This window comes from Desulfosarcina widdelii (assembly GCF_009688965.1).
In the GTDB taxonomy this organism is placed as follows: Bacteria; Desulfobacterota; Desulfobacteria; order Desulfobacterales; family Desulfosarcinaceae; genus Desulfosarcina; species Desulfosarcina widdelii.
Map to the genome: position 1 here is coordinate 286,964 of NZ_AP021875.1, position 13,298 is coordinate 300,261.

At 56.0% G+C, this 13,298-nt stretch carries 14 protein-coding genes; 9 read left to right on the plus strand and 5 right to left on the minus strand.

The window, feature by feature from the left end; all coding sequences use genetic code 11:
- Window positions 1-8: 8 nt before the first annotated feature.
- Complete coding sequence (locus GN111_RS01390; protein ID WP_155302031.1) at window positions 9-209, minus strand: hypothetical protein; 201 nt, start codon at window positions 207-209, stop codon at window positions 9-11.
- Here GN111_RS01390 and GN111_RS01395 point away from each other — a divergent pair.
- Window positions 208-549, plus strand: coding sequence for a hypothetical protein (locus GN111_RS01395; protein ID WP_155302032.1), 342 nt, complete (start codon window positions 208-210; stop codon window positions 547-549). The two genes, GN111_RS01390 and GN111_RS01395, sit on opposite strands and share 2 nt — an antisense overlap.
- 82 nt (window positions 550-631) lie before the next feature.
- Here GN111_RS01395 and GN111_RS01400 read toward each other — a convergent pair whose 3' ends face one another.
- Both GN111_RS01400 and GN111_RS01405 read right to left on the minus strand, forming a co-directional pair.
- Window positions 632-1,309 (minus strand): response regulator, encoded by a 678-nt coding sequence (locus tag GN111_RS01400; protein ID WP_155302033.1) that lies wholly within the window; start codon window positions 1,307-1,309, stop codon window positions 632-634.
- On the minus strand, window positions 1,299-3,314 hold the full coding sequence (locus GN111_RS01405; RefSeq protein ID WP_155302034.1) for a PAS domain-containing sensor histidine kinase: 2,016 nt from the start codon (window positions 3,312-3,314) through the stop codon (window positions 1,299-1,301). The genes GN111_RS01400 and GN111_RS01405 overlap by 11 nt, the downstream gene beginning before the upstream one ends.
- Window positions 3,315-3,497: 183 nt before the next feature.
- Between GN111_RS01405 and GN111_RS01410 the strand changes: the two genes are divergently transcribed.
- From GN111_RS01410 to GN111_RS01420, 3 genes are read left to right on the plus strand one after another with little or no spacing between them, the layout of a single operon-like run.
- A complete protein-coding gene (locus GN111_RS01410) occupies window positions 3,498-3,896 on the plus strand; it encodes a hypothetical protein (protein WP_155302035.1) in 399 nt (132 codons plus the stop codon).
- Window positions 3,897-3,948: 52 nt separating this feature from the next.
- Window positions 3,949-4,206, plus strand: a complete 258-nt coding sequence (locus tag GN111_RS01415; RefSeq protein ID WP_155302036.1) for a hypothetical protein — start codon at window positions 3,949-3,951, stop codon at window positions 4,204-4,206.
- Between the two features lie 16 nt (window positions 4,207-4,222).
- Entirely contained in the window at window positions 4,223-5,467 is a 1,245-nt protein-coding gene (locus tag GN111_RS01420; RefSeq protein ID WP_155307878.1) for a NupC/NupG family nucleoside CNT transporter, read from the plus strand.
- On the opposite strand, the gene GN111_RS01425 is transcribed toward GN111_RS01420, so the two are convergent.
- On the minus strand, window positions 5,464-5,868 hold the full coding sequence (locus GN111_RS01425; RefSeq protein WP_155302037.1) for a GatB/YqeY domain-containing protein: 405 nt from the start codon (window positions 5,866-5,868) through the stop codon (window positions 5,464-5,466). The two genes, GN111_RS01420 and GN111_RS01425, sit on opposite strands and share 4 nt — an antisense overlap.
- A 13-nt stretch (window positions 5,869-5,881) precedes the next feature.
- A complete protein-coding gene (locus GN111_RS01430; protein WP_155302038.1) occupies window positions 5,882-6,451 on the minus strand; it encodes a hypothetical protein in 570 nt (189 codons plus the stop codon).
- 212 nt (window positions 6,452-6,663) lie between these two features.
- On the opposite strand from GN111_RS01430, the gene GN111_RS01435 reads away from it, so the two are divergent.
- The 5 genes from GN111_RS01435 to GN111_RS01455 all read left to right on the plus strand — a co-directional run bounded on the left by GN111_RS01435 (window position 6,664) and on the right by GN111_RS01455 (window position 13,248).
- Window positions 6,664-7,341: a response regulator transcription factor gene (locus GN111_RS01435; RefSeq protein ID WP_155302039.1), complete on the plus strand. Its 678-nt coding sequence runs from the start codon at window positions 6,664-6,666 to the stop codon at window positions 7,339-7,341.
- Window positions 7,319-8,752 carry an ATP-binding protein gene (locus GN111_RS01440; RefSeq protein ID WP_155302040.1) on the plus strand — a complete coding sequence of 478 codons (1,434 nt, stop codon included), beginning with the start codon at window positions 7,319-7,321 and terminating at the stop codon, window positions 8,750-8,752. Before GN111_RS01435 ends, GN111_RS01440 begins: the two co-directional genes overlap by 23 nt.
- 77 nt (window positions 8,753-8,829) lie before the next feature.
- A complete protein-coding gene (locus GN111_RS01445; protein WP_155302041.1) occupies window positions 8,830-11,187 on the plus strand; it encodes an ATP-binding protein in 2,358 nt (785 codons plus the stop codon).
- 222 nt (window positions 11,188-11,409) lie between these two features.
- The gene (locus tag GN111_RS01450) at window positions 11,410-12,852 is read left to right on the plus strand and encodes a DegQ family serine endoprotease (protein WP_155302042.1); all 1,443 of its coding nucleotides are present in this window, start codon (window positions 11,410-11,412) and stop codon (window positions 12,850-12,852) included.
- Between the two features lie 213 nt (window positions 12,853-13,065).
- The gene (locus GN111_RS01455) at window positions 13,066-13,248 is read left to right on the plus strand and encodes an FmdB family zinc ribbon protein (RefSeq protein ID WP_155302043.1); all 183 of its coding nucleotides are present in this window, start codon (window positions 13,066-13,068) and stop codon (window positions 13,246-13,248) included.
- Window positions 13,249-13,298: the final 50 nt, after the last annotated feature.

Here is a 13,298-nt window from a genome sequence, read left to right on the forward strand (position 1 = left end):
TCTCGTTCTTAGAAAGGGCTCATCATGGCTGCAGACGGCGATTTGATCTGGTAACGGCTCTCCTCGGTACAGTCGATGGCGCTGTAACAGACATTTTTCGCGGTCATCAGGTGGAACTCTTGGACGTCGTGAAGAATTTTGCAGTTCTTCAGGCATTCGTCTTTCGGGTCGTTCCGTCTTTCGCAAGTTTTACACGGAGAAGATATCATGGTGTTCTCCTTTCCTGGCGTCTGCTTTGCCATGTTGGCAGACTCGGCCTTTTGTCCACCCCAATACGGACAACAGGCTTTTCTCTGCTATGGCCATATTATCGGCAGAAAACAAAAAGTCTATAGGGAGATGTCTCAATTTTACGGGAGTTTTTACCGTTTTCCGGGAGAAATTCCCGGTTCACGAGAAAACTTGGGGATGAGAACGGAAGCGGTCACAAGATGTGGGGGTGAGATGGATAAAATTCCTATCGGAAAAATTGAAGGTGTCGCAAAAAGTCGCTTTCCAGACGACTTTGTAAAAAGGCCGAGATCGAGGCTTGCGAGCCCCGAGGAATGAGGCGTATCTGAAAGTACTCCGCAGTGACGAGGGATGAAGCGCAGCGAAGATATCGGGCTTTTTACGAAGTCGTCAAGATTGGCTACTCTTTCCATAGATCGACATCGATAAGCCCCAGTTTGGCGGCATATCGCACCAGATCCATGGTACTGTGAAGGTCGAGTTTTTTCATGATGTTGGAGCGGTGATTCTCGACGGTTTTCACGCTGATGCACAGGCGGTCGGCGATTTCCGTTTTCGCAATCCCCTCGGCCAGCATGCGCATAATTTCCTGCTCTCTGGGCGTCAGGCGCCCGTAATCGCTGTCGCTGACCCGCGCCTCGCGGACCGGAGATTTCATCAGGCGCTCCACCACTTCGTGGGAAATGGAACTGTCCAGAAAGTACTCGCCTCCGGTGACGGCATGCAATCCCTGAATCAGGCGGCTGGCGGCTGAATCCTTGACCACGTAGCCCGTTGCACCGGCCTGAAATGCCTCCACGATATAATCGATTTTCGAATGCATGCTGATGATCATGACGCGGGTGGAGGGCAGCGCCTTTCGAATCCGCCGGGTCAGTTGCATGCCGCTTTCGTCGGGCAGGGAAATATCGACGAGGACGACGTCGGGCCGGATTTTATTGGCCATTGTGTACCCGTTGCGTGCGTCTCCGGCCTCGCCTGCGACAACGAAATGCCGGTCCCCGGCGATGATGGACTTGAGACCTTCCCGGAAAAGCGGATGGTCGTCGACGATCAGAACGCTCTTTTTAGAAGACACTGGACTTCTCCTTGACAGGAATTTCGATCCGAATGTAGCTGCCCTTGCCGGGCCGGGACTGGATGTCGATTTTTCCTTCCAGCAGGCGGACCCGCTCCACCATGCTCTGCAGCCCCATGCGTTTTTCCTTCAACGCCTGTTTGCGGCGGCGGATGACGTCGAATCCCTTGCCGTTGTCCTTGATGCGGATCACGATATGGGGAGACGAGGCCACCAGCCGGATCGTCCCCCGGTCGGCTTCGGCGTGGCGTTTGATGTTGTTCAAGGCTTCCTGGATCAGGCGGTAGATATTGATCTCCGTTTCGTATTCAAGGTTCAACTCGTCCACACCGGCAGCGGCAAAATCGATCTCGACCGGGCTTGATTTGGAGAATTCCTCGCAATAGAGGTACAGGGTTCTGACCAGGCCCAGTTGATCCAGGCCGGGGGGGCGCAGGTCGTAGGCCATGTCCCGGACCGACGCAATGGAGCGCTGCAGGATGCCGGAGAGTTTGCCTACTTTGGTGCGGATTTCTGCGGGCTGGTCCCTGAACAGGGTTTCCAAGCTGATTTTCAAGGTGGAGAGATCCTGGGCGATGTGATCGTGAAGATCCCTGGATATCTTGAGGCGTTCGTTTTCCTGGGCTTTAATTAATTGATGGGTGAGAAATTGCACCTGTTCCTGAGCCTGTTTGCGCTGGGTCACGTCGACGCCGACGCTCAGAATTTCGACGACCCGACCGTCTTTATTGCGCACCGGCTTGTTGGTCCAGGCAATCCAGGCCCGTGTTCCGTCCCGGCGGACGTTTTCGATTTCATTGGTGGGGTAATGGTCAGGGTGCTTGAGAAAATCCATGATCAGGGAGCGGTAGTCCCGTCCCGACGACGAGCGCCACGGGATGATGGCGCCCAGGATATTGCGGCCGATGATTTCACTTCCGGGAAATCCGAAGAATTTGCGGGCGTACTCATTGAAAAACGTGATACGGCCCATGGGATCGAAGCGAACGATCATGCTGTTGGTGTTCTGCACCAGCTCCCGGTACTTGGCTTCGCTGCGGCGCAGGGCGGCTTCCGACTTCTTGCGTGCGGTGATGTCCCTGACAATGGTGTGGGCACAGGCCCGCCCGCCGATGACGATTTTGCGGCTGCTGAATTCGGCGTAGATTCTGCGGCCGTCCTTGCGGGCGATTCTGGCCTCGCCGGAGATGGACTGGCCGGTCCAGATGCGCTTGAAAAAATTGCTGTGGCGGTTGGGGTCCACCTTGGCGTAAAGATCGAAAATCTTGAGTTTGCGAAGCTCTTCCGGCGTGTAGCCGGTCAATTGCGCGGCGCTGCGGTTGAAAATCATGATGGTGCCGTCGGAAGCGCTGATAAAGATGGCATCCCTGGAACCGTCGAAGATGATGCGATGCCGCGCCTGGCTTTCCCGCAACGTTTTCTCGACTTTTTTGCGCTCCTCGATTTCGTCCAGAAGATGCTCGTTGATCAGGGTCAGGTCCCGGGTTCGGGCGTGAACAATTTCCTCGAGGTTGCGGCGATTTTCCTCCAGCTCCTGCTCGTCGGCCTTTCTTTGGTGGATGTCGATCATCATGCCGAACTTGGAAATGCTGCCGTCGGTGTGAAAAATGGGCGTGTCGATGACGTAATACCAGCGCTGATCCTTGGGGCTTTTCACTTCCCAGTGAACGGTCTCGCCCGTAAATATGCGCTCGTTTCGGCACCAGGGGCACACCCGGTCCTGATTGTGCAGCACCTTATAGCAGGGCTGGCCGGTGCCGTCGAAGCCGGTTCGGCGGATCAGCCGGTCGTTCATGAACTCCAGGCGGTAGTCCCGGGTGCACATGAAGACGAAGCCGTCGAAGGCTTGGATGATCGCCGATAGCTGAAGCTCTCTTTCCTTCAGCACGTCCTGGAGTGGGCGATGGCCGGCCGAGGGCGTCTCCAGGGCCAACCCGGTCGTTTGACCGGAACGCAATCCTCCCCCGGGCATGGCGAGGTGCTTTAATCGGTATTGTGGTTTCATCCGAAGAACTCCCAGGGGTGATTAAAGGCGATCGGAAAGCGCCCGCCGCCGCGATTCAGGCATGGGATTCGGGTCGGGGCCCGTTCGAAAAAGGTATCCCAGAACCCGGTTGCTGAAAAGAAAAAACTTTGAAAAAGGCGAAATATTCGATAGGACAGTTCCATTTGCAAAGAGAGGCAGCCCATGGTTTTGGAAACACCGCCTAAGCATGGTGCCGATTCCCCTGACGGCATAAAGCGGGCCGTTTCGGCCTATGCCCAGAGCGAAAAGGTGAAGTCCGGATTGATCTGGATCTGCCAGATTGCCGAACAGGTGGCGGCCATGGAAGGGGCGGGACGGCAGCAGGGCGTGTTTTTGTTGGAGACCCTTGCCCGCCTGGTTGCCGGTGAATCGGAGCTGGCCGGAAGGGTCACCGGCGACGGGCGATGGCATGAGATCGGCGAAAAAATCAATATGGCTCTGGTGATGATTCGCTCCGGCGTTCCCCAGGAGACCGGTTTCCACCTGACACAGGCCATTTCCCGGGTCACCCGCATCGGCGGGCAGGCTGCATCGACTCTCCGGGACAAGGACCTTTTCTGATGGCGTTCGATGCGAGAAATAATGACTTTTTACTGCAAGGACAATCCGTTCGATGAAAGATAAGGTTGGCATCTATTACTACCCCTTTCCCGACAACAAACGGGTACGCATGTATGTGCGCGAGAAAAACGGGGAAATTGAATTCAGAATGAGAAACGAGGACGACCCGGGCATCTGGAACGATCACGGCTGGGTGCCTTACAGTGCCATTCAGCAGGCCCGGGTGCTTTACGGCCAGCGGGGTCAATTCGACCCCCAGCGTGCCTACGACCTCGGGATCGCGCAGGTGTTGATCCGGGACGGCGGATGAGGAGCGGAAACTCGTGATGCCCAGGGGAGTGGCCGGGTTGGCGGTTTTTATTCTGCTGGCCTGGGCGATGAGTGAAAACCGACGGCGGGTATCGGTAAAACTGATTGCCGTAGGCATTGGCGCCCAACTGCTCCTCGGACTGGTGCTTTTGAAGCTGCCGGCCTGTATGCAGTTTTTTCTGCTGCTCAACGAAGCGGTGATGGCTTTGGTCGCGGCAACCACAGCCGGTACTTCTTTCGTGTTCGGCTACCTGGGCGGCGGCGAACTGCCCTTTACCAAGACCTATCCCGGGGCTTCCTTTATTCTGGCCTTCCGGGCCCTGCCGCTGGTCCTGGTGATCAGCGCCCTGTCCTCCCTGCTGTTTCACTGGCGCATCCTGCCGCTGGTGGTGCAGGGTTTTTCCTGGTGCCTGAAAAAAACCATGGGCGTCGGCGGGGCCGAAGGTTTGGCGGTGTCGGCCAACGTATTCGTGGGTATGGTGGAGTCGCCCCTTTTCGTCAGGCCCTACCTGGAAGCGATGACCCGCAGCGAACTGTTCACCCTGATGACGGCGGGCATGGCAACCATCGCAGGAACGGTAATGGTCCTGTATGCCAGTATCCTGGGCGATATCATTCCCGGTGTCATGGGCCACATTCTCACCGCTTCCATCATCAGCGTTCCGGCTGCCGTGACCGTCGCCAAAGTCATGATTCCCGAAACAAAAGCCCCCACCGGTGGAGCGCTGGCCGCATCGTCCGAGGTTACCGGATCCATGGATGCCATAACCCGCGGCACCCTTAAGGGCGTCGAACTGCTGATCAATATCGTCGCCATGCTGGTCGTGCTGGTGGCCTTGGTTCACCTGCTAAATGCCGTGCTGGGCCTGCTGCCCGACTTTGGGGAAAGCCCTTTGACCCTCCAGCGGGTCCTGGGGGCAATCATGGCCCCCGTCGTCTGGCTCATGGGCGTCCCCTGGGCCGAGGCAGCCACTGCCGGCAGCCTGATGGGTGTTAAGATCGTTCTCAACGAATTGCTGGCCTATCTGGAACTCAGTCGCCTGCCGGCCGGCACGCTGGGAGAAAGCAGCCTGCTCATCATGACCTACGCCATGTGCGGGTTCGCCAACCCCGGCAGCCTGGGGATCATGATCGGCGGCCTGGGAACCATGGCACCGAAACGACGCAGCGAGATCGTCGCTCTGGGTCTGCGCTCGGTGGTGGCCGGAATCCTGGCGACCTGCATGACCGGTGCGGTGGTGGGGATTTTTGGGGCGCCTTAACCGGGGATTTGCTGCAACACCTGCTTGACACGGTTGCCGTCCGCCGAAGATCCGAAGTGGGCCATGATGGCGCCCATGGCCTGCATTTTGTTCTTGTAGGCGGAAAAATCGATGTTGGCCTCGATCCAGCTGCGAATTTCCTCTTGTGTTGCCATTTGCGGAAGGTAGGCCTCGATGATGTCGATAAAGGCGGAAGAATCTCCCTGAGAACTCTTTTCCAGCATCTCCTTTTCCGATTTGATCAGTTTTTTGAGGATGCGGACGATTTCATCGTCGGAGAACTCCTTTTTGTCCGAACGGGCCATTTCCCCCATCACGACCCGGATGGCATCCTTTCTGGCGGTATCCTTGGCCTTCATGGCTGCCTTGAGATCGGCTTTCAATTGGTCTTGAAGTGTCATCGATGTGATCCTTTCACAAAAAACGTGGCTGCAGGTAAGTTGTCCGGCCAAAGGTATAGCTGACGTCGTCGTATCCGTCGTAGTCCAGATCGATCAGAACCAGCCCGACATCCGGGTAGTCGATAAATGAGAGGGTAACCAGCGATGGATCGAAAGGCGGCTCATAATCCGCCGTCAACCGAAGCTGCGCCTCCCGCCGGGCGCCGTGGCAGACGACCCGCTCCTCTTCAGCCACCGGTTCCGTGTCTTCGGGGGCGTAAAAACTCAATTGAAACGCGTCGGGATCCACGGTGGACGGTTTGCCCGAGATGATAAACCGGATATTCTTCATTGCCGCTTCAAGTTCCGTACGGTTGGCGAAAACGAGCCCCATGACATGATCCAGATCGTCGACGGACCACCAGTTTTCCGCACCGAATCCGGCTTTTAGAAGCTGAGCGTTCTCGTACCACCCGGATTGAACATCCTTTTCGAAGTCGGGGCAATGCGAATCGATTTTGGCTTTCTGGCTGCGGTTGACGCGGCCCATGCACAACTCGACGAACGTTCCCGACCACTGTAGCTGCATGGTTTCTTTGCTCATTGTCGTTCCCATTTTCAATACCGAATTTAATTGCTGATCCAACACAGATATTGGGCTGGAAGACATTTTTGAGATGGCTTCTACTGTTTCAGCGGGCATTGGTTTTGTCAAGAACGATGGTTGCGCCGCAAGGCCCGATCTTGCCAAGCGGTGCCGGCACGATTATGTTATCCCGTAAATCAACAAAACCTGAACTCGAGTAAGGAACCGTGATGCGGCTTTTGCTGGTTGAAGACGACGAAAAAATCGCCTCTTTCGTGAAAAAGGGATTCAAATCCGAAGGTTTTGCCGTGGACCACGCAACGGACGGCAGCGCCGGACTGGACATGGCCCTGACCGAACCCTACGACGCGGCCGTGGTGGACATCATGCTGCCCAAAATGGACGGGTTGAGTCTGATCGGAAGGCTGCGGCGAGAAAAAGTGATGACGCCGGTAATTATTCTCAGCGCCAAAAGTGAAATCGACGACCGGGTCCGGGGGCTCCAGATCGGCGGGGACGACTATTTGAGCAAGCCCTTCGCCTTTTCCGAACTGTTGGCCCGCGTTCAGGCCCTGATCCGGCGCGCCAGCGGCGCGGGGGAGCCCACCCGTCTGACCTATGGAGACCTGACCATCGATATCCTGACGCGGGACGTTCGCCGAGGTGGAGAGAAAATCGAACTGCAGCCGCTGGAGTACTCTCTGCTCGAGTACCTCATGCGCAACGCCGGCCGGGTTGTCTCCAAGACCATGATCATGGAGCACGTCTGGGACTATCATTTCGACCCGCAGACCAACGTGGTCGAGGCCCGCATCTGCCGTCTGCGCGACAAGATCGACAGGGACTTTACGGAAAAAATGATCCACACGGTCCGCGGGGTGGGGTATGTCCTTCGCCACAACGATTAAACTGCCCCGAACGCTGTCCTTCAGGCTGACCCTGTGGTACGGCGCCATTTTTTCGCTGTCCGCCGGCCTGGCATTTCTTTTTTTCTACGTGTTGATCACCACTCACCTGAAACAGCGCCTGGACAATCGTCTTTCCGATAAGATTGCCGAGTTTGAGGCCATTTACAACCTTCAGGGAATCGAAGAGGTCAAGGCGGCCATGCTGATCGAGTCCCAGGCCGCAGGCGAAAAGAAGGTCTTCTTTCGCCTGCTTTATGCCAGCGGCGTGGCCTTTTCCTCATCCAACATGTCTTACTGGCGGCAGATCGGCGTCAACCGCAGGGCCGTCGACCGATTGATTGCCGAACGGGGCCGGGTTTACGAAACTGTGGACCTTCCTGGACGCAGCGATCGGGTTCGCATCGGCTATGGCATCATCGGCAGGGGCATCGTCGTCCAACTGGGCTATTCCCTGGAAAGCGATACGGCCTTTATCGCCATTTTCAAAAAATTGTTTCTGATTTCCATGTCCGTGCTGATTCTGATCGCCGTTCTGGTGGGATGGTTCATGGCCCGCCGGGCACTTTCCGGCGTGGAGGCGGTCACCCGCACCGCCCGGCAGATATCGGAAAAGGACCTGGGCAAAAGGGTCCCGATCACGGCGAGGCACGAAGAGATCGATCGGCTGGCGGTGACCTTCAACCAGATGCTGGACCGCATCGAGAAATTGGTCGCCGGCATCCGCGAGATGGGCGACAATATCGCTCATGATTTAAAAAGCCCGGTGGCCCGTATCCGGGGGATGGCCGAGATCAGCCTCTCCACCGACGGGGGCAGGAACGACCTTATGGCCCTGGCCGGCAGCACCATCGAAGAGTGCGACCGGCTGCTGGACATGATCAACACCATGCTGGTCATTTCCAAAACCGAAGCCGGCGCCGGCGACATGGTCACGCATCCGGTGAACATGGCCGGGATGGTGCGCGCTGCCTTGGCCCTTTTCGGCCCGCTTGCCGAAGACAAAGGCATTTCCATGGACTGTGACATGCCCGATGCGTTGATGGTCGACGGGGATTTGAGGATGCTTCAACGGGCCATGGCCAATCTTCTGGACAACGCCATCAAGTATACACCGGCAGGCGGAAAGATTGACATCTGCGGCTTTCGTGATATCAAAGATAGTGAAAGGATTAACATTTCCATTCGGGACAATGGTATTGGCATCCACAGCCATGAGCTTTCCAGAATATTCGACCGGTTTTATCGCTGCGATCAGAGCCGGGCGGCCGGCGGGTCCGGACTGGGATTGAGCCTGGCTGCTGCCATTGCCCGAGCGCATCATGGAAAAATTCTTGTCGAAAGTACTCCCGGAAAAGGAAGCATTTTCACCCTCAGCCTGCCCGAGGGCAAGTTCGCTGCAACAGCCTGCTGATTTTGCAACGCTCGCTTAGCCCACTTTCTTCCTTTCGCCTGTATCTCCGAGCTGCCGAAATCGACCCACGGTGATTTATGAACGACAAGCCAAACGAAGTAAGCGTTGCCATTCGGTACAGCCGTTTGAGGGTCAGCCTCAATCCGCTGACATTGGCCTTCTCGGGCAGCCATAAGTCCCTGGAACAGCCTTTTCGAGAGGCCTATTTCGACAATTCCCTCGACCATCTGCGGCGATGCAAGTTATACGCGATTCTGTTTTTCGGCATCTTCGGCATTTTGGACGCTCTGGTGTTCCCGGAGCTGATCTATCCGCTGTGGTTTATCCGCTACGCCCTGGTGTGCCCCGTGTTTCTGTTGGGGCTGGTGTTTTCCTACACCGCCGCCTACCGCCGGGTCTGGCAGGCGGCCAACGCTTTTTACATCATGGTGACCGGTTTTGCCTATGTCGCCATGGTGGTGATCATACCGCCGCCCGAGTCCTATTTTTACGGGGTGGGGACGATTTTCTGCATTTTCTTCGGTTACACGTTTATCCACGCCCGCTTCGTTACCGCCACCGTTGCCGGTCTTCTCGTATTCGCCGGCTATCAGGCGGCCATGTTTTTACTCATGGAAACCACCGGCAGCATTCAATTGATATTCGGCGCCCACTTTCTGGGCATCAACCTGCTGGGAATGCTGATCTGTTATTCCATCGAGACGCAGGAGCGCAGAAGTTTTTTTCTCACCACACTGCTGGAAAAAGAGAAGCACAGAACCGAAGCGGCCAATCAGAACCTGGAAAAGCGGGTGGAAGAACGCACAGCCACGCTGCAGCGCATCAACCGTGATCTTCATAAAGAGGTTCAGGAGCGCAAGCAGGCCGAGCAGAAGGTGCTGACCAGCCACAACCAGCTCGAGTCCGTCATGGACAGCATCGACAATCATATTCACGTGTCGGATATCGACACGCGCGTTATTTTGATGGCCAACCGGCACATGAAAGAGACCTACGGTGAGGATATCGTCGGGAAAAAATGCCACGAAGCGATTTTCGACCGGGACACGATCTGCGCTGGCTGCCGGAACCGGCAACTGCTGGACGAAAACGGCCAGCCGGGGCCAAGCTGCACCTGGGAGGAAAAGAATCCGACCAACAACCGCTGGTATCTGAATTATGCCCGCGCCATCGTCTGGGAAGACCAGCGCATCGTTCAACTTCGGGTGGCAACGGACATTACGGCCATGAAGGAGATGGAGTCCCGGCTGCAGCGGGCGCAGAAAATGGAGGCCATCGGCACCCTGGCCGGCGGTGTGGCCCACGATCTGAACAACATCCTTTCCGGTCTGGTGGGCTATCCGGAACTGCTGCTGATGGATACGCCCGAAAAGAGTGAATCGCGTCTTTTGTTGGAAACCATTAAGAAGTCCGGCGAAAGGGCGGCCGCCATTGTCCAGGATTTGCTGACCCTGGCCCGGCGTGGGGTAGCTATTTCCGAGGTTACCGATTTGAACCGCGTCGTTCGCGATTACCTGGACAGTCCGGAAATGGCGAATCTTAAATCGATCCATCCGCTGGTATCCATCCAATCAAACCTGTCAACAACGGCGTTCAACGTAATGGGCTCACCGCTGCACCTGGAAAAAACCGTCATGAACCTGGTCACCAACGCCGCCGAAGCCATGCCCGAAGGCGGCGATATTATCCTGACCACCCAAAATCGTTACGTGGACCGTCCGATTCAAGGATTCGAAACCATACCCGAGGGGGAGTACGTGCTGCTGAAGGTGACCGACACCGGCACCGGCATTTCGAAAACCGATCTGGAACGAATTTTCGAGCCCTTTTACACCAACAAAAAGATGGGGCGCAGCGGTACCGGCCTGGGCATGGCGGTGGTATGGGGGACCATGAAAGATCACAACGGGTACATCGACGCCCACAGCACCCAGGGCCAGGGAACCGAATTCGAGCTTTATTTCCCGATCACCCGGCAGGATGTGGCCTTGGAAATCGAAGCCCAGCCCCTGGAAAGCTATCGTGGCACGGGCGAATCCGTATTGGTCGTGGACGACATCAAGGAGCAGCGGGACTTGGCCGCCTTTATGCTGAAACGACTGGGCTATCGGGTGGAGACGGTAGCCAGCGGCAAAGAAGCGGTGGTCTTCCTCCAACGACAACCGATGGATATCCTGGTCCTCGATATGATCCTGGAGCCGGGAATGGACGGTCTTGAAACCTACCGTCGGATTCTGGCCTTCTCTCCAGGCCAGAAGGCCGTAATCGCCAGCGGTTTTTCCGAATCCGAACGGGTCCAGGAGGCCCAGCGATTAGGTGCCGGAGCCTACATCAAAAAACCCTACCGAATGGAGCAGATCGGCTTGGCGCTGCGACAGCAACTGGACGAAAAGCCGGTTTCCAAACTACCTTCCGGCGATTCAATCGACGAATAAGAAAACGATTAAAATCGGTGCTCGGGCAAAACCGCCGCGTTGGTGCCGATTTTCATTACCATTTGGTAATCTTATTGTCATATTGACGTAATCGTATGGAAATAGATTACTGTCATGAAAAACGACCATTTACGAGTTCGTAAGAATGGGTGCCCCGCAAAAAACGCGGGGCACTTGGTTACTGTTTCGACAACCATTAAGCGGTGTTTCAGGAGGTTCAATATGATTGGATCAAAAGCAGGGTTTCGGTATTTTCGAGGTGCTTTTATTGTCTGGACGGCGGTTGCGCTGATTTTCACTGCCGTACCGGGCGTCAAAAGCGCTTTTGCCTTTTCCGCTCCGGAAAGTTTCAGCGAACTTGCCGAAGCGGTAAAGCCGGGGGTCGTGAATATTCGCACCGTAAAAACCATAAAAGGGGGCAGCCCCGTTTTTCGGCATTTCTTCGGCAAGCCCTTTGGCGGCAACAACAATCCCTTTGAAGAATTTTTCGGACCTTTTAAAGGAGACGGGACTCAGCGCGATTTCAAGCAGCGCAGTCTGGGGTCTGGATTTATTATCGATGACCAGGGATTCATCGTCACCAACAATCATGTGATCGAAGATGCCGACCAGATCAAGGTCATCCTGGCCGATGACCGCGAGTTTGACGCCGAACTGGTGGGCCGGGATGCCAAAACCGACCTGGCACTGATTCGCATCGAGGGCGCCAAAGACATCAAGCCCCTGGAACTCGGTGATTCCGAAAAACTCAAAGTGGGTACCTGGGTGGTCGCCATCGGAAGTCCCTTCGGCCTGGAGCAGACCGTAACGGCCGGCATCGTGAGCGCCAAGGGCCGCATCATCGGCTCGGGGCCCTACGACGATTTCATCCAGACCGACGCATCGATCAACCCGGGAAACAGCGGCGGTCCCCTGCTCAATATGGATGGGGAGGTGGTGGGCATCAACACGGCCATCATCGCCAGCGGCCAGGGCATCGGCTTTGCCATTCCCGTCGACCTGGCCAAGGGGATTATCAAGCAGCTCAAAGACAAGGGCGAGGTCACCCGGGGGTGGCTGGGTGTCGGCATCCAGGATCTGACACCGGAACTGGCCGAATACTACGGCCTGAAGACCAAAGAAGGGGTCTTGGTCACCCAGGTGTTCGAAGGTGACCCGGCGGACAAGGCCGGTATCAAGGTCAATGACATCATATTGACCGTGGATGGTCAGAAAGTGACAACGGGACGGGACCTCTCCGCCATGATCGCCAACACGCCGGTGGGGCATAAAACCAAGATCCAACTGATACGGGACGACAGGGAAAAAACGGTGACGGTTACCCTGGCCAAACGCGATGACGATGAACCTATCGTGGCCTCCAGTGAACGTGAAAATGGCGAACTGGGCATCGAAGTGACCGACATGGATTCGGACATCGCCCGTCGCTTTGGCATCGACGGAAAGGAAGACGGCGTGCTGGTCACGGACGTCAAGGACGACAGTCCGGCCCGGGAGGCCGATGTCCGCCCGGGGGATGTGATCAAGGAGATCAACCGTAACGTGGTGAAGGACAGCCGCGATTTTGCCCGGCTGATGAAAAAGTATCAGGAGAAAGAAGATATTCAGTTGCTGGTAAAACGCCGCAATGCCGGGTATCGGGTGATAAAGATAGAGCGCCAATAAGTTTTCCTTGTGGGAGTGTTTCTGCCGGCGGGTCCGGATGACATTTTTCGGATCCGCCGGTTTTTTACGGGTGATGGTGGCGCCCACCACCGGGATTCGGGTATTGACAAGGCTTTGAAACGGAACTAAGTTTCTGGCAAACGAAAAAGGCCCTCAAAGCCACCGTTTCCGATTGCCCGACCGAGAAAGGCCTGGCTGAGAAAGGATTTTTAGATGCCGGTTTACGAATTTCAATGCAAGTGCGGACATATTACCGAAGAACTGGTAAGGATGGATACCGATTCGATTGAGTGCCCCAAATGCCATGAAAAGGCCAAAAAAATTATCTCCGCTTGCAGTTTCGAACTTAAAGGCGGTGGATGGTACGCGGACGGGTACGCTTCGAAGAAAAAATAGCCGACCCCCTAAACAGATCTCGACAGCGGGTGAATCGGTAAGACATGGTA

Bases quoted from the DNA above. Each gene is read 5' to 3' on its own strand.
- GN111_RS01425 (WP_155302037.1), bottom strand. From the start codon at position 5,868: ATGACACTTCAAGACCAATTGAAAGCCGATCTCAAGGCAGCCATGAAG.
- GN111_RS01395 (WP_155302032.1), top strand. From the start codon at position 208: ATGGTGTTCTCCTTTCCTGGCGTCTGCTTTGCCATGTTGGCAGACTCG.
- GN111_RS01440 (WP_155302040.1), top strand. From the start codon at position 7,319: ATGTCCTTCGCCACAACGATTAAACTGCCCCGAACGCTGTCCTTCAGG.
- GN111_RS01405 (WP_155302034.1), bottom strand. From the start codon at position 3,314: ATGAAACCACAATACCGATTAAAGCACCTCGCCATGCCCGGGGGAGGA.
- GN111_RS01410 (WP_155302035.1), top strand. From the start codon at position 3,498: ATGGTTTTGGAAACACCGCCTAAGCATGGTGCCGATTCCCCTGACGGC.
- GN111_RS01450 (WP_155302042.1), top strand. From the start codon at position 11,410: ATGATTGGATCAAAAGCAGGGTTTCGGTATTTTCGAGGTGCTTTTATT.
- GN111_RS01415 (WP_155302036.1), top strand. From the start codon at position 3,949: ATGAAAGATAAGGTTGGCATCTATTACTACCCCTTTCCCGACAACAAA.
- GN111_RS01430 (WP_155302038.1), bottom strand. From the start codon at position 6,451: ATGAGCAAAGAAACCATGCAGCTACAGTGGTCGGGAACGTTCGTCGAG.
- GN111_RS01390 (WP_155302031.1), bottom strand. From the start codon at position 209: ATGATATCTTCTCCGTGTAAAACTTGCGAAAGACGGAACGACCCGAAA.
- GN111_RS01455 (WP_155302043.1), top strand. From the start codon at position 13,066: ATGCCGGTTTACGAATTTCAATGCAAGTGCGGACATATTACCGAAGAA.
- GN111_RS01435 (WP_155302039.1), top strand. From the start codon at position 6,664: ATGCGGCTTTTGCTGGTTGAAGACGACGAAAAAATCGCCTCTTTCGTG.
- GN111_RS01420 (WP_155307878.1), top strand. From the start codon at position 4,223: ATGCCCAGGGGAGTGGCCGGGTTGGCGGTTTTTATTCTGCTGGCCTGG.
- GN111_RS01445 (WP_155302041.1), top strand. From the start codon at position 8,830: ATGAACGACAAGCCAAACGAAGTAAGCGTTGCCATTCGGTACAGCCGT.